We start from the raw sequence: 21,244 nt of genomic DNA, 5'->3' as shown, positions 1-21,244 counted from the left end.
TCTAATGAGGCTCTTACACAAAACCCTTCACTTGAGTGAAGGGTTTTTTCATTGCTGACAGCGAGTAAACTTGAAGCTATCCCCTAGCTTTAGAGGGCTTTTTTAAATTGAAAGCCTTAGCTGGCTTTCAATAGCGAGCTTGAGTTTATCTCGGTCGTGACGCCAATCTCGGTTCGACGAAGCTAACGATTCCGTCACTACATTCCACTGGCTCAATACTTCTTGCTCGGTTTCCTCTGCTAGAACCACGTCTATCTTCCTACCTTGGCAGGCACGCTCACACCATTCTAATTTTTGTGCCATGGTCATTCGTCCGGCTGGGCCGTACTCCGGGCTCAAGTTGGCAACGAAAATGACTTTTGCTTTCTCATTGGCGGCAATGGCTTTGCCGAGCTCAGGCAACAGCAAAGGAGGCATGATGCTGGTTAAAAAGCTGCCAGGACCAAGAATAATAGCGTCTGCCTCTGCCAGTGCAGTTACTGCTTCTTTAGTTGCAGGGACTTCTGGTGATAGATCGAGACGGCGTAAATCGGTGTTCATCTCGTCTACATTCGTTTCTCCCGTGACCCACTTCCCATCCACGGATAACGCGGAAAGATCGGAAGGGTGTTCAGACATAGGAAGAATGTTAACGTCGACTTTTAACATGTTTCGAATCAGATTGATGGCATCTAACGGTCTGACCGATAAGTTATCGAGCGCCGTAAGCATCAAGTTACCGAGGTTATGACCATCAAGCTCGCCAGTACCTTTGAAGCGATATTCAAACATCATTGAACTGATCGACGGCTCTGTGATCAGCTGATTAATGCAGTTCCGTGTGTCGCCCCAGGCGATTCCACCTTGGCAGTGACGAATTCTTCCTGTTGAGCCACCATTGTCTGTTGTGGCGACAATGCCAGTTGCATTGCCGCCAAAATCCCGTAGTGCGGCCAACATTCGACCTAAGCCATGACCACCGCCAACAGCGACCACTTTTTTATCCGTGTAGATATTCATTACGTTCTTCTAATAATCTTGTAAAAAACGGCTACAATTTATCTCAAGGAGTGCTTGAAAGGTACTCACTTAGCGGTAAATTGTGTCTCTAGAGAGTTTTTTATCACTCAAGTCTGGATTCCAGTACAAATATTAAGTATTTTACACCGCAAAGCTATCAGAGGTTTCATATCTCTGGTTGCCATAACTCCGAGCTCACTATTGCTAAGTCCGAGGATAAGCGTTTTGAGCCAGTGGCGTACTGTCACAAGGGCATGATTGGAAATGGCCATGCCTCCCGTGTTTGGAAAGGTGTTCCGTGGCGCAACAATTCGAAGACAAATTTCATCGTAAGTTCTATTACTTGCGTCTGTCTGTGACCGACGTATGTAATTTCAAATGTACCTATTGCCTTCCTGATGGCTATAAGCCTTCGGGCAATAAAAACTCGTCTTTTTTATCTCTTCCTGAAATCAAACGGGTCGTAAAAGCGTTTGCTGATTGTGGCACGTCAAAAGTGCGCATTACTGGCGGTGAACCAAGTTTACGCAAAGATTTTACCGACATTATCCACTCAGTGGCGACGACGCCTGGTATCCAAAAAGTTGCAACGACGACCAATGGTTACCGCATGGCGAAGCAAGTCGCAGACTGGCGTGAAGCGGGCTTAACTCACATCAACGTCAGCGTGGACAGCCTTGATCCGCGCATGTTCCATCAAATCACGGGTGAAAATAAGTTCACTGAGGTGATGAATGGTATCGAGCGCGCGTTTGAAGTTGGTTATGAGCAAGTCAAAGTTAATGTGGTTTTGATGAAAGATCTTAACCATCAAGAACTGCCAGCGTTTCTCAACTGGATAAAAGATCGTCCAATCCAACTGCGCTTCATCGAATTGATGCAAACGGGTGAGATGGATGATTTATTCAATAAGCATCATGTGTCTGGCGTAGCAATTCGTAATCAGTTGATTGCGAACGGTTGGCTGCTTAAAGTGCGCTCTCATAATGACGGCCCCGCGCAAGTGTTTGTTCATCCAGATTACAAGGGTGAAATTGGCCTGATCATGCCGTATGAAAAAGACTTTTGTGAGAGCTGCAACCGACTACGCGTCTCTGCGATGGGTAAGCTGCATCTGTGTTTGTTTGGAGACCACGGTGTAGAACTACGTGATCTATTGGAACGTGATGAGCAAGAAAGCGAGCTTATTAAACGCATCCAAGCGCAGTTACAAACTAAGTCGGTGAGCCACTTCTTGCACGATGGTAATACGGGTATGACGCCACATCTGGCGTCTATCGGCGGCTAAATCAACTCAAATTTTGTAGGGAAAGCTTATTTATAGGCTAGCTTTCCCTCGCTTTTCTAGAATCGATACCAAACGTATCAAAGTTAAAAGAGAATAGGTGAACACATGGGTCACGCTGAAAGCAAATTTCAACCTGCAAATATTGCCGTTCTAACGGTATCTGACACTCGTACCGAAGAAAACGATACCTCTGGTCGCTACCTTGTTGAACACGCTCAAGAAGCGGGTCACAATGTTGTCGATAAGCAAATTGTTATTGATGATATGTACAAAATTCGCGCAATTGTTTCTCAGTGGATTGCGGACGACAATGTTCAAGCGATCATGATTACTGGTGGTACAGGGTTCACGTCACGTGACAGCACGCCAGAAGCGCTGAAGCCTCTGTTTGATAAAGAAGTAGAAGGTTTTGGTGAGTTATTCCGCATGGTGTCTTACGAAGAAATTGGTACGTCAACGATCCAATCGCGTGCAATTGCAGGTTTTGCTAACCATACAGTTATCTTCGCAATGCCTGGTTCAACAGGCGCGTGCCGCACTGGCTGGACGAAGATCATCAAGCAGCAGTTAGATGCAAGCCATCGCCCTTGTAACTTCATGCCGCACCTATCTGTATAACCTTTCCTAAAAGCGAAGGAAAAACAATGACTCAATTTACCCATATCAATGCGTCTGGCGAAGCTAACATGGTCGACGTGTCTGCAAAAGCTGAAACGGTTCGTGAAGCACGTGCAGAAGCATTTGTTCACATGGCCCCAGAAACCTTGCAACTGATTGTTTCCGGGCAGCATCATAAAGGTGATGTGTTCGCGACGGCTCGAATTGCTGGTATCCAAGCTGCAAAGAAAACGTGGGATTTGATTCCACTTTGTCATCCTCTGTTGCTTTCTAAAGTCGAAGTTCAGTTGGAGGCTATTGAGTCAGAAAACAAAGTTCGTATTGAATCTGTTTGTAAGCTTGCAGGTAAAACGGGCGTAGAAATGGAAGCGCTCACGGCGGCTTCTGTTGCTGCACTGACGATTTACGATATGTGTAAAGCGGTGCAAAAAGACATGGTTATCGGTCAAGTTCGTCTCCTAGAAAAGACGGGTGGAAAATCTGGACACTTCAAGGCGGAATCATGATTAAAGTACTTTTTTTTGCTCAGACTCGTGAGCTGATTGGTATCGACAGTGTCGAATTAGATGATCAATTTGAAACGGTTGAAGCGATTCGCGCACATCTCGTGGAAGAGGGCGCTGATAAAAATGGTAAGTGGGATTTAGCTTTAGAGCCAGGAAAGCTACTTGCTGCTGTTAATCAATCTATTGTCCCACTTGATACCGAAGTAAAAGCGGGGGATGAAGTTGCATTTTTCCCACCGGTAACCGGAGGTTAAGATGGACCCACGCGTCTCTGTACAAGTTGAAGACTTTTCCGTTGATCACGAATATCAACGTTTATCCGAAGGTACGGCTGCTGGTGCTGTCGTAACATTCATTGGTAAAGTTCGAGATATGAACCTTGGCGATAATGTTGTTGGTTTGCACTTGGAACACTACCCAGGCATGACTGAGAAGAGCTTGAGCGACATTTGCGATCAAGCTGAATCACGTTGGCCATTATTGGGCGTACGCGTGATTCATCGCGTTGGTGACATGGATAGCGGTGATCAAATCGTCTTTGTTGGTGTTTCAAGTGCACACCGTGGAGCAGCATTTGATGCTTGCGAGTTCATTATGGACTACTTGAAAACCAAAGCACCATTTTGGAAGAAAGAACGCACGACGAATGAAGATCGTTGGATTGAGTCGCGCGATACTGATCACCAAGCTGCGCAGCGTTGGGAAAAATAGAACCCACTCCTCATTCTAGTGAAAAAAGCTAAGTGTCAATGGCACTTAGCTTTTTTTGTACTTATCTTCATAATTCTGCTCATTTGACTTCAACACAACCCGTACTCGCTCTGGTGATATTCTTCACAATAAAAGTTTTTAACCCAATATATAAACAATTATTTGTTAGACTTCATTTGTCATAAATGTTAAATAATATGTAAATATCTAGCATAAGATGCTATCAAATGGTTTAAATGTAGATTAATCGAAAGTTTTGTCTGTGGAATGTCGCTTCTGGTCTCCATTTGGCTGGTGAATACTTTTTGATTAGAGTTTACTGCTAGATATGTGTGGTTTAGTCAGGATTATTGGTTTTTTTGCTACATTTTTATGGCAAATTACTTCAATGATTGCTAATGTGTGCCGCAGTCTTTGTAAGGTTTTAGGCTTTTGTGCTCAGAAAACGCACTAAAAAAATCTAAAACTCTGACCGTTCCAGGCCCTTACAAAGAAGTCATGGATGCTAACGAAAAAATTTGGAGTTTTACGCATGTATAAGAATAAAATCACGCGCGCTTTATTTATTGGTGCTGGTCTTTCTCTCGCTTTAGCTGGTTGTGGCGAAAAGCCTGCAGAGAAACAAGCTGCTGAGCCTGCTCCGGCTCCAGCCCCTGAAGCTAAATCTGATTCTAAAGAGCCAAAACTTGCTGCTGTTCAAGAATTGGTGCGTGGTAACGGTACAGAAGTTGCGACAATAGACCCTCATAAATCTCAAGGTGTTCCAGAATCCCACGTGATTCGCGATCTTCTTGAAGGCCTAGTAAACCAAGATGCGGACGGTAACACTATCCCTGGTGTTGCAGAATCTTGGGAAACTGAAGACAACAAAACATACACTTTCCACCTACGTGAAGACGCAAAATGGTCTAACGGTGATCCTGTTACTGCAGGTGATTTTGTATACAGCTTCCAACGCGCAGTCGACCCAGCAACCGCTTCTCCATACGCTTGGTACATGGAATACACCAAGATGAAGAACGCAAAAGACATTGTTGCGGGTAAAAAAGACAAGAGTGAGTTGGGTGTTAAAGCGGTTGACGACCACACGTTAGTGGTTGAGCTAGACACTGCTGTACCATACTTTGTGATGATGATGGGCCACACAACAGTGAAGCCTGTTCACCAAGCAACCGTTGAAAAGTTCGGCGATCAATGGACGAAGCCTGAGAACTTTGTAGGTAACGGTGCTTATGTTGTTGACAACTGGGTTGTAAACGAGCGTTTAGTTCTAAAACGTAACGAACAATACTGGGACAACGAAAACACGACGCTTGATCAAGTTACTTTCCTACCAATCGAAAACCAAGTAGCGGAAATGAACCGCTTCCTAGCAGGTGAAATCGACTTCACGAATGAACTGCCTACAGAGCACTTCAAGCGTTTGAAGCAAGAGCATCCAGAAGACGTGTCTGTATCGGGTAACTTGTGTACTTACTACTACATCTTCAACACGAAGAAAAAGCCGTTTGATGATGTTCGCGTACGTAAAGCGATTTCTTATGCGATTGACCGTAATATCGTGACTGATGCGATCCTAGCACAGGGTCAAAAGCCAGCTTATTTCCTAACGCCTGAAATCACGGCGGGTTTCAACCCAGAAATCCCTGCATACGGCAAAATGACGCAAGAAGAGCGTAACGCTGAAGCGGCGCGTCTATTGGAAGAAGCGGGTTACGGCGCAGACAACCCTCTTGAATTTAACCTTCTATACAACACGTCAGAGAACCACAAGAAACTTGCGGTTGCACTGGGTTCAATGTGGAAGAAGACGCTTGGTCTAGACGTTACGCTAGAAAACCAAGAGTGGAAAACTTACCTATCTACCAAAGATTCTGGCAACTTTGAGGTTGCTCGTGCAGGTTGGTGTGGCGACTACAACGAAGCTTCATCTTTCCTAACGCTGATGATGAGTAATAACACTACTGGTGGTATTCACTACGACAGCAAAGAGTACGATGCAATCATGAACAAAGCATTTGCTTCAACTTCTGACGAAGAGCGTCAAGCGCTTTACCTAGAAGCAGAGAAGTTGATGGCAAAAGATATGCCAATCGCACCTATCTACCAGTACGTGAAATCACGTCTACTATCACCGAAAGTTGGTGGCTTCCCAGTCAATAACGCGGAAGACAAGATTTACTCTAAAGATCTCTACATCACAGAGTAATTCGTAACTCGATAGAACTATAAAAATGAGGCTCTACATGTGAGAAATTGCATGTAGCGCCTATCTTTAGTCCAAAAGAATTGGACGACTTCTTTAATTTAACTGTCACAGACTGAAAGAGTGAGTTTATGCTTAAATTCATCGCAAAAAGGATATTTGAGGCGATCCCAACAATGTTGGTTTTGATCACCGTATCTTTCTTTCTTATGCGCTTTGCACCGGGAAACCCTTTCTCGACAGAGCGTCCATTGCCACCCGAAGTAATGGCAAATATCGAAGCTAAATATGGCTTGGATAAACCTGTATTTGAACAATACACCACGTATTTGACCAATGTTATCCAAGGGGATTTCGGGCCGTCATTTAAATACCTTGATTACTCTGTTAACGAGCTGATCGCAGTTGCCTTACCTGTTTCGGCTAAAGTGGGCTTCATCGCCTTTATCTTTACCCTGATTATGGGGGTTACCGTCGGTACCATTGCTGCGCTCAAGCAGAATACTTGGATTGATTACACCATCATGTCGACAGCGATGCTCGGCGTGGTAATGCCTTCTTTTGTATTGGCACCTGCGCTTATCTATCTATTCTCGCTTCACTGGAATATCTTCCCTGCGGGCGGTTGGCAAGATGGTAGCTGGCAGTATTTAGTGCTTCCTGTCATTGGTATGTCACTACTGTATGTTGCAACCTTCGCTCGTATTACGCGTGGTTCGATGATCGAGACACTGAACAGTAACTTTATTCGTACGGCTCGTGCTAAAGGTCTAAGCTACCGTTACATTATCATCAAGCACGCTCTTAAGCCGGCACTTCTCCCTGTTGTTTCTTACATGGGTCCTGCTTTCGTAGGTATCATCACCGGTTCTGTTGTTATCGAAACCATTTTTGGTCTACCAGGTATTGGTAAGCTATTCGTTAACGCTGCGTTTAACCGTGACTACTCGCTAGTAATGGGTGTAACCATCCTGATTGGTTTCCTATTCATTTTATTCAACGCGATTGTAGATATTCTACTTGCAATGATTGACCCGAAAATTCGCTACTAACAGGGGCGTTTGGTTATGTTAACGAAAAAAGAAAACCTAGAAGCGATTGAGAAGTTCTCCGAAAACTTGGAGATTGAAGGTCGCAGTCTTTGGCAAGATGCTCGTATCCGTTTTATGCGCAACAAAGCGGCAATGGTGAGCTTATTCCTTCTTGTTCTAATGACGTTGGCGGTGATTATTCTGCCAATGATCGCACCGCACACCTTTGATGATACTGACTGGTACGCGATGCACGTTGCACCGAATGCTGACCATTGGTTTGGTACTGACAGCCTAGGCCGTGATTTATACGTGCGTACGCTAATTGGGGGGCGTATTTCGTTGATGGTGGGTGTTATGGGCGCATTTGTAGCGGTACTGATTGGTACGCTCTACGGCGCAGCATCTGGTTTCATCGGCGGTAAAGTTGACCGCGTAATGATGCGTATTCTAGAAATTTTATACGCGGTACCGTTTATGTTCCTGGTAATCGTACTGGTAACATTCTTCGGTCGTAACATCATGCTGATCTTCGTTGCGATTGGTGCTATCGCATGGCTAGATATGGCGCGTATCGTACGTGGTCAGACACTCAGCTTACGTAGCAAAGAGTTCATCGAAGCTGCACATGTGTGTGGTGTTAGCAACTGGAAAATTATCACTCGTCATATCGTGCCGAACGTACTGGGTATCGTAGCGGTTTACTCTACGCTACTTATCCCGAGCATGATCCTGACGGAGTCATTCCTATCATTCCTTGGTCTTGGTGTTCAGGAACCGATGACAAGTTGGGGAGCCCTTCTACAAGAAGGTGCACAGACAATGGAAGTGGCAATCTGGCAGCTGGCATTCCCAGCCGTGTTCATGGTTGTGACGCTATTCTGCTTCAACTACGTTGGTGACGGCCTGCGCGATGCGCTGGATCCAAAAGACAGATAATTAAAAGATAAGATTAAGGAAGCAATGATGAGCTTATTAGATGTCAAAGATCTGCGCGTCGAATTCACCACGCAAGATGGTATCGTAACCGCAGTAAACGATTTGAACTTCTCTCTCAACCAAGGCGAAACCTTAGGGATCGTTGGAGAGTCGGGATCAGGTAAATCTCAAACCGTATTCGCAATCATGGGCCTGTTGGCTAAAAACGGTATTATTTCTGGTAGCGCAAAGTTTGAAGGCAAAGAAATCTTAAACTTACCAGAAAAAGAACTGAACAAAGTTCGCGCTGAACAGATCGCGATGATCTTCCAAGACCCAATGACGTCACTGAACCCTTACATGAAAGTCAGTGACCAGTTGATGGAAGTGCTAATGTTGCACAAAGGCATGGGCAAAGCAGAAGCGTTTGAAGAATCAGTACGCATGTTGGAAGCGGTGAAAATCCCTGAAGCGCGTAAGCGTATCACGATGTACCCGCATGAGTTTTCAGGCGGTATGCGTCAGCGTGTAATGATCGCGATGGCGTTGTTATGTCGTCCTAAACTGCTTATTGCCGATGAGCCAACAACAGCACTTGATGTGACGGTTCAAGCACAGATAATGGACCTGCTTAATGAGCTTAAAGATGAGTTCAACACGGCGATCATCATGATCACGCACGACCTTGGTGTTGTTGCAGGTTCGTGTGATAAGGTGCTGGTGATGTATGCAGGTCGTACGATGGAGTACGGCAACGTAAACGAGATCTTCTATAATCCAAGCCACCCTTATGCAGAGGGTCTACTGAAGGCGATTCCTCGCCTTGATACGGAAGGTGAAATTCTGCCAACCATTCCTGGTAATCCACCAAACTTGCTTCGTCTACCACCGGGCTGCCCTTATCAAGAGCGTTGTCACCGAGTGATGGATCGTTGTAAGCGTGAAGCGCCAATTCTGACTCCATTTGGTGATGGCCGTCAGCGCGCATGTTTTTCTGAATGGGAGGCTTGGAACAAATGAACGCAGTAGATAAAAAGCTAATTCTGGACATTTCAGAGCTGAAAGTTCACTTCAGCATTGCGTCAAAATCGGCATGGCCTTGGTCAAAGCCTTCAAGCCTAAAAGCGGTTGATGGGGTGAACGTTCGACTATACGAAGGGGAAACGCTTGGTGTAGTAGGTGAGTCAGGTTGTGGTAAATCGACGTTTGCGCGCGCCATCATCGGTCTTGTTGAAGCGACGGATGGAGAAGTAGTTTGGTTGGGTCAAGATCTAACTAAGATGAAAGACGTCCAACGTCGTGAAACGCGTAAAGAAATCCAAATGATTTTCCAAGATCCTTTGGCATCTCTTAACCCACGTATGACGGTTGGCGACATTATTGCTGAGCCTCTTGAAACGTTCTACCCAGAACTGTCTAAGCAGGAAGTGAAAGACCGCGTTAAAGAGATGATGGCGAAAGTGGGTCTACTACCAAATGTGATCAACCGTTATCCGCATGAATTCTCGGGTGGTCAATGCCAGCGTATCGGTATTGCGCGTGCGCTTATCCTTAAGCCTAAGATGATCATCTGTGATGAACCCGTATCGGCGCTTGATGTATCTATTCAAGCTCAGGTTGTTAACCTGCTTAAAGAGATTCAAAAAGAACTAGGCCTTTCTCTGGTATTCATTGCGCATGATTTATCAGTGGTTAAACACATCTCAGATCGTGTTTTGGTCATGTACTTGGGTAATGCTGTCGAGCTCGGTGAGGCGGAGGCGCTGTTTGCTGATCCTAAGCACCCATATACACGCGCATTGATGTCAGCGGTTCCGATTCCGGACCCGAACATTGAGCGCAGTAAGAAAATCCAAATGCTGGAAGGCGACCTTCCTTCGCCGATCAGTCCACCATCGGGTTGTGTGTTCCGCACTCGTTGCCCACAAGCAACCGAAGAGTGTGCGAAGACGAAGCCAACGATTCAAGGTAACGACGTTCACGCGGTATCTTGTTTACACGTTAGTGTATAAATTCAGCCTGTGACGGGCTTAAGCGCGACACCTTTATCGGGTCGCGCTTTTTTTATGCATCTGATTTATACATTCGAATTTCTTGAACATGATGTCCTAAGTTCAGTGATTTTCTGTTTGATAGGAAACGCTAATATAGACATAAACAGAATGAGAGGAGCGCAATCATGGGTAAGTTGGTCGAAGGTGTTTGGCATGACGTCTGGTATGACACAAAATCAAATGGTGGCAAATTTGTGCGTGAAGATGCCGGATTCCGTAACTGGGTTAAAAACGAACCTGATGCGGAGTTTAAACCAGAGTCTGGTCGATACCATTTGTATGTCTCTCTTGCTTGTCCTTGGGCACACCGAACGCTCATCTTCCGCAAGCTGAAAGGCTTAGAACCCCATATTGATGTCACGGTTGTTTGCCCGGATATGTTAAGCCAAGGCTGGCAAATGGGGCTTCCTGAGCCACTATTTGGTCACACTCGTATGCACCAAATCTACACGCAGGCCAAACCAGATTACACAGGCCGTGTAACTGTGCCTGTGCTTTGGGATAAAAAGACCAATACGATCGTGTCGAATGAGTCGTCAGAAATTATTCGTATGTTTAACACGGCGTTCAATGAGTTAACAGGAAACCACGATGACTATTATCCAGAACAGCTAAAGCATGTTATTGACGAGTGGAACGATTTTGTTTATCCAAACGTCAACAATGGAGTGTATCGCTGTGGTTTTGCGACCACGCAAGAGGCATATGAAGAAGCATTCGATTCTTTATTTGCTGCGCTAGATAAAATCGATTCGCACCTAGCGACGCATCGTTATTTAGCGGGGAATACTATTACCGAGGCTGATTGGCGTTTGTTTACGACTCTGATCCGTTTCGATGCCGTGTATGTGGGCCACTTCAAATGTAACAAGCAGCGCATCGCAGACTACGAAAATATTCAAGGATACTTAAAAGAGCTGTATCAAGTCGAAGGCGTCGAAGAAACCACGGATTTCTACCATATTAAACGTCACTACTATTTCAGCCACACTGGGATTAACCCGACTCAAGTCGTACCCAAAGGGCCTGATTTAGACTTAAACTCTCCTCATGGAAGAGAAATAATTAGCTAGTTTGCTACCTCCATCAGAAGTGAAAAAGTACTTAACAGTTAGCAATATCGTTAAGTACTTTGATGCCAACTAAATACTAGGAGCAGGAGAGTGACTTTTAAGTGTGCGTACGTCTTACTTAGCGCGTACGACGTCCATCACTAGTTTTCCGTCGACTTTTACAGGGCCATCTTCTTTGGCTCCTAGTGTATATTCAAATACGCCAGTCTTCATTCCACCTTTTTCTCCGTGGACCATTAGCATCAGCATGTCGCCAGACTCAACCGGTTCCATCAAAATTGCATTCACGTTCTCATTCTGTCCCATCTTTAGTGGGGCATAGCCGATAACAGGGCCAGGCTTCATTGATTCGTCTGTTCGGTGGACGACCATCCATCCGTTGTCGTCAGCATGAGCCATTTTTGCGGTTACCGTTCCTCCGGACATATCTTGATCAACGCCTTTAATGCTTGGGGCTGAAAAGCTGAATGAAGAAAAACTGAACAGAATTGCAGCTAAACCAAGCTTTAGCAGTGAGTTGTTGATGGAGTTGTTCATATGTATTCCTTACTTATGTGTGAGTTTGCGTAATTGCAGTCCATCTTCGTTACGTAGTTCGAGTAAGAAAGTTCAGTTGAAATGTAAATAATGCTGATAAATTGAACAGGGAGGATCGCTTCGTTCTATTACGTTTTGGTGGTAGGTAAAAGAATAATGAAATTATAAGACGCAATGGTAAGCCAGGTGCCGGGGCCATTTTCTGATTATCCTCTCATCGTCACAGCTTCTTACCCATATTCAAATAAACTAATGATATAACAACCGCTTTTTAACGGGGGGGATGCATGGATATCAATGAGTTTGTCAGTGGCGAGCATCTAATTTGGAATCTGCTTATTGCTCTATTACTAGGGGCAATTGTTGGCACCCAACGTGGCTGGGTGATGCGCAATAGCGTAGAAGGCAGTCGTGTAGCAGGCATTCGTACTTTTTCTTTAGTCGGTTTACTCGGTGGTTTAGTTGGCATTCTCGCCAGCATCTATACACCTTTACTCATTGGTTTTGCGCTTATCGCTTTAGTCATCCTCACTTGCATCGCTTTTGTTATACAGCAGAAAAAGAGCGGAGATGTGAGCATCACTGGCGTGGTTAGTATCATGGTGGTGTTTGTTCTGGGTAACCTTGCCGTGTCGGGTGAGGCTGTTTTAGCTGCAGCAGCGGCCGTCATAACCGCTGTGGTGCTCGATAACAAAAGAGAGCTACATCAAGCACTACAAAAACTGCAAGAGTATGAGTTAGACGCAGCACTGCGTTTATTACTTATCTCGATAGTCATGTTACCCCTGTTACCAAATCAATCTTACGGCCCTTGGAATGCACTTAACCCGTATGAGATTTGGTGGATGGTTGTGTTGATCGCTAGTATCTCTTTTGTCGGTTATTTTGCGATAAAGATCGGCGGGGCGAAGCGAGGTATTTTGTTTACGTCTGTATTTGCGGGGCTTAGCTCTTCGACAGCATTAACATTGCAGTTTTCCCATCTTTCTCGTGAGCAAGCGAGCATCAGCCCGTTACTCGCTAGTGGTATTCTTTTGAGCTGCGGAACCATGTTCCCTCGTTTACTTATCGTACTGTCTGTTATCAATCCACAATTAGTGAAACTGCTTTGGCCAATTGTGATGGCGATGATGGTTGCGCTGTACATTCCGGCATGGTGGATTTGGCGCAGAAGTGAAGTTGAGCAGATTGAGCAATCAAATAAGCAAACGAACCCTCTTGCTTTGCAGTCGGCACTGTTCTTTGGCCTCGTGTTGGCGGTGATTATGCTGCTTGCTCATGCTTTGTCTGACTGGTTCGGCAACGCGGGTGTGTTGATCCTTTCTGCTTTATCAGGGATTACTGACGTTGATGCGATCTCGTTAACCCTCGGGCGTCAAAGTACGCAAACATTGAGCGTGACCACTGCTGCGTTAGGCATTTTGATTGCCGCTTCGGTTAATACCATTGTGAAAATGGGGATGGTCATCGCGATAGGGGATAAGAAGCTTTGGCGCCGAATCGCACCAGTGATGACAGGTTGTGTTGTGGTTGGGGCTGGGGTATTTATGGCGCTGTATTCGTAAGAGCGTATTAGTGCTTTTGCTAATAGCCTCTTTGCTGTGTGGCCAACAATAGAAAAAGCCCTCGACGAATCGAGGGCTTTGGATAGTTGTCCAACTAGATGTCAGAAGCGATTATTTAGCTTCTTGGTCTGCTTGGATTGCTGTTAGAGCGATTGTGTACACGATATCGTCTACTAGCGCGCCACGAGACAAGTCGTTTACAGGCTTGCGCATACCTTGCAGCATTGGACCGATAGAAACTAGGTCAGCTGAACGTTGTACCGCTTTGTAAGTCGTGTTACCCGTGTTTAGGTCTGGGAATACGAATACTGTCGCTTTACCTGCTACTGGAGAGTTAGGCGCTTTAGATGCTGCCACGTTTTCCATGATAGCTGCGTCGTACTGTAGAGGACCGTCGATCACTAGATCAGGACGCTTCTCTTTCGCGATGCGAGTTGCCTCACGTACTTTATCAACGTCTGCACCCTTACCAGATTCACCAGTAGAGTAAGAGATCATAGCAACGCGAGGGTCGATACCGAATGCTGCTGCAGAGTCAGCAGATTGGATAGCGATTTCAGCAAGCTGTTCAGCGGTTGGATCTGGGTTGATCGCACAGTCACCGTAAACCAGTACTTGATCAGGCAGAAGCATGAAGAATACTGAAGATACGATAGACGCATTTGGTGCAGTCTTGATGATTTGGAACGGAGGAACGATAGTGTTCGCCGTAGTATGAACAGCACCAGAAACTAGGCCGTCAACTTCGTCGTTCTCAAGCATCATTGTGCCTAGGAATACTGAATCTTGTAGCTTCTCACGAGCCACAACTTCAGTCATGCCTTTCGCACCGCGCAGCTCAACTAGACGAGCAACGTAGTTTTCACGAACAGCATCGGCATCGATGATGGTTACGCCAGTACCTAGCTCAACGCCTTGTTGAGCTGCTACGCGACGGATTTCATCTGGGTTACCTAGAAGCACACAGTCTGCAATGCCGCGTTCAGCACAGATTGCTGCCGCTTTAACAGTACGTGGTTCGTCACCTTCTGGAAGAACGATACGCTTGCCTGCTTTACGAGCAAGTTCAGTTAGCTGGTAACGGAACGCTGGTGGGCTTAGACGGCGAGACTTCTGAGTGCCTTCAGTCATTGACTCGATCCAGTTACCGTCGATGTGACCAGCAACGTGCTCGTTGATGAACTCGATACGCTCTTTATCGTCTGCAGGTACTTCGATGCTGAAGCTCTGTAGGTTTAGAGATGTCTGCCAAGTGTTACCTTGTGCTTTGAAGATAGGTAGACCAGTGTCGAACGCTGGTTTACATAGACCTTCGATTTCGCGAGGGATGTCGTAACCGCCAGTTAGCAGTACAGCACCAATATCCACACCGTTCATTGCAGCAAGAGAAGCAGCAACGATAACATCAGGACGGTCTGCAGAAGTAACAAGTAGAGAGCCAGGTTTGAAATGCTCAATCATGTTTGGCAGAGAACGTGCACAGAAAGTGATGCTCTTGATGCGACGAGTGTTGATGTCACCTTCGTTGATGATATCTGCTTTCAGGTGCTTAGCCATGTCGATTGCACGAGTCGCAATCAGATCAATGCTCCATGGCACACAACCTAGTACACGAATTGGAGAAGTGTTGAAAATTTCCATCACTTTCAATTCGTTTTGTTTCGCGCTGTCTGCATCGTCAAAGATTTCAGATAGGTCAGGGCGAGTACGGCCAGCTTCGTCAACAGGAGCGTTTAGCTTGTTGATGATAACGCCAGAGATGTTTTTGTTCTTAGTGCCGCCGAAGTTAGAACATGCTACTTCGATACGCTCTTTCAGTTGCGCAGGGTTATCAGTACCTGGAGTCGCAACTAGCACGATTTCTGCACCAAGTGTTGCCGCGATTTCCGCGTTTACTTGGTTTGCAAATGGGTGCTTACGAGTAGGTACAAGACCTTCGATTAGCGTAACGTCTGCGTCTTTGTTGATTTGGTTGTAACGTTCAACAACGGTTTCTAGCAGCTCGTCCATGTTGTCATTACCGATTAGGCTTTCAGCAACAGACATCGCCATTGGTTCACCGATCTTCATATCGCTGTTGTGGCCAACGATAGTTGAAGTCAGATCTGGCTGATCACCACCTGAACGTGGCTGACAGATTGGCTTGTAGAAAGAAACTTTAACGCCTTTACGCTCCATAGCGCGAAGAACACCCATGCTAACGCTTGTTAGGCCAACGCCTGCGCTAGTAGGGATAAGCATAATAGTACGAGACATTCGTAGAGTACCTTTAGCTATTTGGGGGATAAAAGCTCAACTCTTATTCCATGAAGCTCGAAGAATAGGAGTTGAGCCCCTAAGAAATTCGTTTGAATGAAAATCTGGCTAGCCGAGTGGCTAGCCAGTAATTCAATTAAAGACCTGTCAGGCGTGCAGTGTCTTCAGCGATGACTAGCTCTTCGTTAGTAGAGATAACCATTGCAGGGATACGGCTGTTTTCAGTCGTGATAACGCCTTCGCCGCCGAAGCGAGCTTTAAGGTTAGCTTCGCTATCTACTTCGATACCGAAGATGCCAAGACGGTTTAGAACCATTTCACGGATAGGGCCAGAGTTCTCGCCGATACCGCCAGTGAAAGTGATTGCGTCTAGACGGCCGTCCATTGAAGCAGTGTAGCCAGCTACGTACTTAGCTAGACGGTGGCAGAACACGTCCATTGCGCGTGTTGCTTCTTCTTTCTCACCGTAGTTGTCTTCAACGAAGCGACAGTCAGAAGTCACTTCAGTTAGACCTTGAAGACCAGACTCTTTAGTTAGCATCGTGTTGATTTGATCAACAGAGTAACCTAGAGCGTCGTGTAGGTGGAAGATGATCGCAGGGTCGATGTCGCCACAGCGAGTACCCATTACTAGACCTTCAAGTGGAGTAAGACCCATAGAAGTGTCTACAGATTGACCGTTCTTGATTGCACATACAGACGCGCCGTTACCTAGGTGACAGTTGATGATGTTTACTTCTTCAACTGGTTTGTTTAGTAGGCCAGCAACTTCACGAGTGATGAACAAGTGAGAAGTACCGTGCATACCGTAACGACGGATACCGTGTTCTTTGTATAGGTTGTATGGAAGAGCGTATAGGTAAGACTCTTCAGGCATAGTTTGGTGGAACGCAGTGTCAAATACAGCAACGTTTTTCAGCTCTGGGAAGTTTTTCTTAGCCGCTTCGATACCGATGATGTGAGCAGGGTTATGAAGAGGTGCAAATGTTGCAGCGTCTTGAATACCTTTTAGAACTTCATCAGTGATTAGTGCAGATTGAGTGAACTGCTCGCCGCCGTGAACGATACGGTGACCGATTGCGCCTAGGTTAGCTTTAAGCTCTGGCTTAGAAGCAAGAATAGTTTCTACCATAAACGCTAGTGCTTCTTCGTGAGCTGCACCATTGCCTAGTTGAGCTTCGTGCTTGCCATCAAGTTTCCACTTGATGCGAGCTTCAGGAAGGTGAAGACACTCAGCAAGACCTGATAAGTGCTCGTCGCCGTTCTCGGCATCAACAACGGCAAATTTAAGAGAAGAACTACCGCAGTTTAAAACTAAAACTAGCTTAGACATGTATGACTACCTGTTATTCGTCTGATAAAAAATCAGTTAAAGAATGAAAAATTAATCACAAGAATAGCCGATACCCAGAAGGCTGCGTACTAATCCTGGTCAAAAATTGTTCTAATTCCATATAAAGAAATAGTGATGAACCCATCCATCACTATGATGCGATCCGTGCAGATAGATATCTCGGAGTTGCTTAAATTGTAAATAACAGCAACAATGAGATTGAGGGTCTGCAAAGGATAGCGATAATAAGCAATGATAACAAAAAAAATTTGAAAGAATATTAACTTTCATCAATTTTTTGTACCTTCAGTTGAAATGTTCAACTATTTTTTAGTGAGAGAGCGGTATGAGTAATAAAGTCGGATTGATCCATAGCCTGAAAGATGGCCAGAATTACATGGAGATCTGGCCGGTTCGTAAAGAGCTAAGCGCCATATTTCCGGAACAGCGTATCATTAAGGCGACTCGCTTTGGCATTAAAGTCATGCCAGCCGTTGCTGCGATCAGCGTACTCACTCAAATGGCATTCAACAATTACCACGCGTTACCTCAATCCATTGTTGTTGCCTTGTTTGCGATTAGCTTGCCACTCCAAGGGATTTGGTGGCTTGGTGCTCGATCCAACACGAAACTGCCGCCTTCTCTGGCATCTTGGTATCGGGAGCTGCATCAAAAAATTGTGGAAACAGGTTTTGCACTAGAGCCTGTTAAAGCTCGCCCTCGTTATAAAGAGCTTGCGATAATACTGAATCGAGCGTTTCGTCAGCTTGATAAGTCCTCACTAGAGCGTTGGTTCTAATCTAAGTTTTTTGAAATGGAGTGTGCATTAGCCACTCCATTTTTGATCCTGCCTGTGATTACCTTGCGCTTCAGCCACTCCTACTATCTTTGGTGGTGTGTACATTACTTGGTTTACCAAGGATTCTTATCGAGATGAAGAGACCTCTCGATCACAAATGTTGCTTTAGTGTTAAATCTTTCTTTTCTTTACTAAGACTTAGTAGTAATAATAAAAACAAGATGCGCAAGAAGTGCACAGTTATACGAACACAACATTACCCCCTTCAAACATTTGAATTCACGAGTCGATATTCATGTTGAATGCTCGCGAAACAAGGACGAAGTCACATCAAGGAGTTATGATGAAAACGAAACGTTTATTAGCCACTGCCGTTCTATCTGCTACTGCTATTTTCTCTTCTGCCAATGTACTGGCCGCCACTGCAACCGTTGCAGTTTCACAAATTGTCGAACACCCCGCGTTAGACGCGACGCGTCAAGGATTGCTTGATGGTTTAAAAGCGAAAGGCTACGAAGAAGGCAAAAATCTAGAATTTGATTATAAGACCGCACAGGGTAACCCTGCGATTGCAGTGCAAATTGCCCGTCAGTACGTCGGCGAAAATCCTGATGTGTTAGTGGGTATCGCGACGCCTTCGGCACAAGCCTTGGTGTCGGCAACGCGCTCTATTCCTGTTGTCTTTACTGCGGTAACAGACCCGGTCGGTGCGAAATTGGTTAAGTCGATGGAACAACCAGGCAAAAACGTAACTGGCCTGTCTGATCTTTCACCCGTTGCTCAGCATGTCGATCTCATCCAAGAAATTCTCCCTCAGGTGAAAAGCATCGGGGTTGTATTTAATCCCGGTGAAGCTAATGCCGTGACTTTGGTTGAACTACTAAAAGAAAGCGCAGAAGCAAAAGGCATACAAGTGGTTGAAGCGACCGCACTAAAAAGTGCTGATGTTCAGTCTGCGACTCAAGCCATTGCAGCGAAATCAGACATTCTTTACGCCCCAACAGACAATACAGTTGCAAGTGCGATTGAAGGGATGATTGTGGCAGCGAATCAAGCGAAAAAACCTGTCTTTGGTGGTGCGACGTCATATGTCGAAAAAGGTGCGATCGCCGGTCTGGGTTTTGACTACTACCAGGTTGGTGTACAAACCGCGGATTACGTTGCGGCGATTCTTGATGGTCAAGAACCAGGCAAGTTGGATGTAAAAGTCGCGACGGGCTCTGACCTCGTAATTAATGAAGGCGCAGCATCTAAGCTCGGTATCAAGCTGCCAAGTTCTGTGGTTGAACGTGCGACAAGCATGCAATAAGTAACGCTTTTTAGGGTTAAGCCTGTCACATTGGTTGGTAGAGGCTTGCCCCAAAATTGATACTCGCCGGACTTCTCGTGTAGAGCATTCTGCTAGAGAAGAATGGGAGTATACGTTAGAAGTCTTAAGTTCAGGTTGGTATTCGTCAGCCTGAACATGCAGAAAGGAGCAGTTATGTCTGCATTTGCTTTTTTTGGCGCACTCGAAATTGGCTTAATTTATGGCCTAGTTGCCTTGGGTGTGTATCTTACGTTTCGTGTTCTCGATTTCCCCGATTTGAGTGTGGATGGCAGCTTTCCAATGGGAGCGGCGGTGGCTGCAACGGCGATTGTCGCAGGTATTAATCCTTGGCTTGCGACAATAATGGCGATGATAGCCGGTAGTATGACGGGTTGGATAACCGCTTTTCTGGCTGTTCGATGTGGTATTTTGCACCTGTTAGCTTCCATTCTTACCATGATCGCGGCATTTTCAATCAATATTCGTATTATGGGCAAACCTAATATGGCGTTGCTTGGAGAGGATACGATTCTCACGCCGTTTGAAGCCTTGGGCGATCCGATGTTCATTCGTCCTCTGGTTGTTGGGGTCTTAGTTCTTTTGTCCGCTTTCTTTGTGATTCGCTTGCTCAACAGCGACTTTGGTCTTGGTTTACGAGCCACGGGCGTGAATGCGCGTATGGTTTCTGCGCAAGGGGCGAGCACTGGTTTTTATACCTACTTTGGGTTGGCTTTATCCAACGGTTTTGTCGGATTCGCAGGCGCGTTGTTTGCACAAACGAACAGCTTTGCAGATGTGACCTCTGGCGTGGGCACCATTGTGGTTGGTTTGGCTGCTGTGATTTTGGGCCAGACCCTTATTCCCGGGCGAAAAATTTGGGTTGCGGTATTTGCTGTCATCATCGGTTCGGTGCTTTATCGTCTTGCTGTAGCTTTCGCTTTGAGCTCTGGCATGTTTGGTTTACAAGCTTCAGACCTCAACCTGGTTACCGCAGTATTGGTGGCTGTGGCGCTTATTGCTCCAAAGCTAAAACAGAGCATGAGAGCGAAACAACGCGTTACTGATGCTAAACAAGCGGCATCAAAAAATGGTTCGGGGGAGGCGTTATGATTGAACTTAATAACATTCAGGTCACGTTCAACCCAGGGACGATTTTAGAAAATCGTGCATTGAAAGGCGTCTCTTTAGAGGTTCCAGAGCATCAATTTCTTACCGTGATTGGTTCTAATGGCGCAGGAAAATCGACGTTGCTTGGTGCGGTGACAGGTGAGACGCCGATGATAGGTGGTCAGGTGATCATTGATGGCAAAGACGTCACCAAGCAGACGGTTGCCCAACGTGCGACGCAATGCGCACGAGTGTTTCAAGATCCATTGGCCGGAACCTGTGGAGAGCTAACGATAGAAGAGAACATGGCTTTAGCGTACATGCGTGGTAAAAAACGCAGTTGGGGTTTGGCGCTTTCAGCTAAACGTCGCAAGCTGTTCCAAGAGCGAATTAGCATCCTAGGGCTTGGTTTAGAAGATCGCCTGGGCGATAGCATTGGCTTACTGTCCGGTGGACAACGACAAGCCGTTAGCCTTGTGATGGCGACGTTATCGGAGAGTAAGTTGTTATTGCTTGATGAACACACGGCTGCGCTTGATCCTCGTATGGCGGCGTTTGTTATCGACTTAACTAAACGTATTGTCGATGAGTTCGATTTAACCGTGATGATGGTGACGCATTCGATGAAAGACGCATTAGCATGTGGCGATAGGACCGTAATGCTTCACCAAGGTGAAATTGTGCTTGATGTGGCTGGAGAGCAGCGTGCTAACATGCAAGTACCAGACTTGTTGGATATGTTCTCCAAAGTACGTGGTGAAGAGCTTGCAGATGACAGTCTCTTGTTGAACTAAGCAGTATCCTACCAGTCACTACGCCTACTAAGTGTGATCCTCCTTGAGAAAATTGGCTGATTTGTCAACTCGCAAGGAGGATTTCTTGTCTCTCATTCTCCAATAACATAGTGGCATATCCGATGACGAGGAGTGCCCAT

General features: G+C 45.8%; 20 protein-coding genes and 1 riboswitch. Of the genes, 16 read left to right on the top strand and 4 right to left on the bottom strand.

Annotation, left to right across the window (positions count from 1 at the left end):
- Positions 1 to 102: 102 nt before the first annotated feature.
- Complete coding sequence (locus tag L3V27_RS16450) at positions 103 to 999, bottom strand: YvcK family protein (protein ID WP_074191595.1); 897 nt, start codon at positions 997 to 999, stop codon at positions 103 to 105.
- A gap of 175 nt (positions 1,000 to 1,174) precedes the next feature.
- A riboswitch (molybdenum cofactor riboswitch) is annotated at positions 1,175 to 1,309 on the top strand.
- Between L3V27_RS16450 and moaA the strand changes: the two genes are divergently transcribed.
- From moaA to L3V27_RS16395, 11 genes are all read left to right on the top strand, one after another.
- Positions 1,298 to 2,287: a GTP 3',8-cyclase MoaA gene (gene moaA, locus L3V27_RS16445; RefSeq protein ID WP_182033181.1), complete on the top strand. Its 990-nt coding sequence runs from the start codon at positions 1,298 to 1,300 to the stop codon at positions 2,285 to 2,287. (Overlaps the previous riboswitch by 12 nt.)
- A gap of 105 nt (positions 2,288 to 2,392) precedes the next feature.
- Entirely contained in the window at positions 2,393 to 2,905 is a 513-nt protein-coding gene (gene moaB, locus L3V27_RS16440) for a molybdenum cofactor biosynthesis protein B (RefSeq protein ID WP_005396648.1), read from the top strand.
- Between the two features lie 26 nt (positions 2,906 to 2,931).
- Positions 2,932 to 3,411 carry a cyclic pyranopterin monophosphate synthase MoaC gene (moaC, locus tag L3V27_RS16435; RefSeq protein ID WP_005396647.1) on the top strand — a complete coding sequence of 160 codons (480 nt, stop codon included), beginning with the start codon at positions 2,932 to 2,934 and terminating at the stop codon, positions 3,409 to 3,411.
- Positions 3,408 to 3,665 carry a molybdopterin synthase sulfur carrier subunit gene (moaD, locus tag L3V27_RS16430; RefSeq protein WP_005396646.1) on the top strand — a complete coding sequence of 86 codons (258 nt, stop codon included), beginning with the start codon at positions 3,408 to 3,410 and terminating at the stop codon, positions 3,663 to 3,665. The genes moaC and moaD overlap by 4 nt, the downstream gene beginning before the upstream one ends.
- 1 nt (position 3,666) lies before the next feature.
- The gene (moaE, locus tag L3V27_RS16425; protein ID WP_114323293.1) at positions 3,667 to 4,122 is read left to right on the top strand and encodes a molybdopterin synthase catalytic subunit MoaE; all 456 of its coding nucleotides are present in this window, start codon (positions 3,667 to 3,669) and stop codon (positions 4,120 to 4,122) included.
- A gap of 532 nt (positions 4,123 to 4,654) precedes the next feature.
- Positions 4,655 to 6,331: an ABC transporter substrate-binding protein gene (locus L3V27_RS16420; protein WP_005396644.1), complete on the top strand. Its 1,677-nt coding sequence runs from the start codon at positions 4,655 to 4,657 to the stop codon at positions 6,329 to 6,331.
- 128 nt (positions 6,332 to 6,459) lie between these two features.
- The gene (gene oppB / locus L3V27_RS16415) at positions 6,460 to 7,380 is read left to right on the top strand and encodes an oligopeptide ABC transporter permease OppB (RefSeq protein ID WP_006742810.1); all 921 of its coding nucleotides are present in this window, start codon (positions 6,460 to 6,462) and stop codon (positions 7,378 to 7,380) included.
- 15 nt (positions 7,381 to 7,395) lie between these two features.
- Positions 7,396 to 8,298, top strand: a complete 903-nt coding sequence (oppC, locus tag L3V27_RS16410) for an oligopeptide ABC transporter permease OppC (RefSeq protein WP_005396642.1) — start codon at positions 7,396 to 7,398, stop codon at positions 8,296 to 8,298.
- 27 nt (positions 8,299 to 8,325) lie between these two features.
- Positions 8,326 to 9,297, top strand: coding sequence for an ABC transporter ATP-binding protein (locus tag L3V27_RS16405; protein WP_005396641.1), 972 nt, complete (start codon positions 8,326 to 8,328; stop codon positions 9,295 to 9,297).
- The gene (oppF, locus tag L3V27_RS16400) at positions 9,276 to 10,289 is read left to right on the top strand and encodes a murein tripeptide/oligopeptide ABC transporter ATP binding protein OppF (protein WP_006742812.1); all 1,014 of its coding nucleotides are present in this window, start codon (positions 9,276 to 9,278) and stop codon (positions 10,287 to 10,289) included. The genes L3V27_RS16405 and oppF overlap by 22 nt, the downstream gene beginning before the upstream one ends.
- 167 nt (positions 10,290 to 10,456) lie before the next feature.
- Positions 10,457 to 11,404: a glutathione S-transferase family protein gene (locus L3V27_RS16395; protein WP_203343242.1), complete on the top strand. Its 948-nt coding sequence runs from the start codon at positions 10,457 to 10,459 to the stop codon at positions 11,402 to 11,404.
- Positions 11,405 to 11,518: 114 nt separating this feature from the next.
- Here the strand turns inward: L3V27_RS16395 and L3V27_RS16390 are convergent, their stop codons facing one another.
- On the bottom strand, positions 11,519 to 11,941 hold the full coding sequence (locus tag L3V27_RS16390; RefSeq protein ID WP_012841581.1) for a hypothetical protein: 423 nt from the start codon (positions 11,939 to 11,941) through the stop codon (positions 11,519 to 11,521).
- 287 nt (positions 11,942 to 12,228) lie between these two features.
- On the opposite strand from L3V27_RS16390, the gene L3V27_RS16385 reads away from it, so the two are divergent.
- Positions 12,229 to 13,506: a DUF4010 domain-containing protein gene (locus tag L3V27_RS16385; RefSeq protein ID WP_104969646.1), complete on the top strand. Its 1,278-nt coding sequence runs from the start codon at positions 12,229 to 12,231 to the stop codon at positions 13,504 to 13,506.
- A 111-nt stretch (positions 13,507 to 13,617) separates the two neighbouring features.
- On the opposite strand, the gene pta is transcribed toward L3V27_RS16385, so the two are convergent.
- Entirely contained in the window at positions 13,618 to 15,762 is a 2,145-nt protein-coding gene (gene pta / locus L3V27_RS16380; RefSeq protein WP_005396636.1) for a phosphate acetyltransferase, read from the bottom strand.
- Between the two features lie 136 nt (positions 15,763 to 15,898).
- A complete protein-coding gene (locus L3V27_RS16375; protein WP_005396635.1) occupies positions 15,899 to 17,095 on the bottom strand; it encodes an acetate kinase in 1,197 nt (398 codons plus the stop codon).
- Between the two features lie 346 nt (positions 17,096 to 17,441).
- Here L3V27_RS16375 and yfbV point away from each other — a divergent pair, with 346 nt between their 5' ends.
- The 4 genes from yfbV to L3V27_RS16355 all read left to right on the top strand — a co-directional run bounded on the left by yfbV (position 17,442) and on the right by L3V27_RS16355 (position 21,104).
- Positions 17,442 to 17,894, top strand: coding sequence for a terminus macrodomain insulation protein YfbV (yfbV, locus tag L3V27_RS16370; protein WP_005380809.1), 453 nt, complete (start codon positions 17,442 to 17,444; stop codon positions 17,892 to 17,894).
- Between the two features lie 343 nt (positions 17,895 to 18,237).
- Positions 18,238 to 19,203: an ABC transporter substrate-binding protein gene (locus L3V27_RS16365; RefSeq protein WP_237312345.1), complete on the top strand. Its 966-nt coding sequence runs from the start codon at positions 18,238 to 18,240 to the stop codon at positions 19,201 to 19,203.
- Between the two features lie 174 nt (positions 19,204 to 19,377).
- Entirely contained in the window at positions 19,378 to 20,313 is a 936-nt protein-coding gene (locus L3V27_RS16360) for an ABC transporter permease (protein WP_005396632.1), read from the top strand.
- The gene (locus tag L3V27_RS16355) at positions 20,310 to 21,104 is read left to right on the top strand and encodes an ABC transporter ATP-binding protein (protein ID WP_005396631.1); all 795 of its coding nucleotides are present in this window, start codon (positions 20,310 to 20,312) and stop codon (positions 21,102 to 21,104) included. Before L3V27_RS16360 ends, L3V27_RS16355 begins: the two co-directional genes overlap by 4 nt.
- Positions 21,105 to 21,244: the final 140 nt, after the last annotated feature.

The organism is Vibrio sp. J2-3(2022), from assembly GCF_021725735.1.
Taxonomy (GTDB): Bacteria; Pseudomonadota; Gammaproteobacteria; order Enterobacterales; family Vibrionaceae; genus Vibrio; species Vibrio diabolicus.
This window is presented reverse-complemented; position numbering and strand designations above follow the sequence as displayed.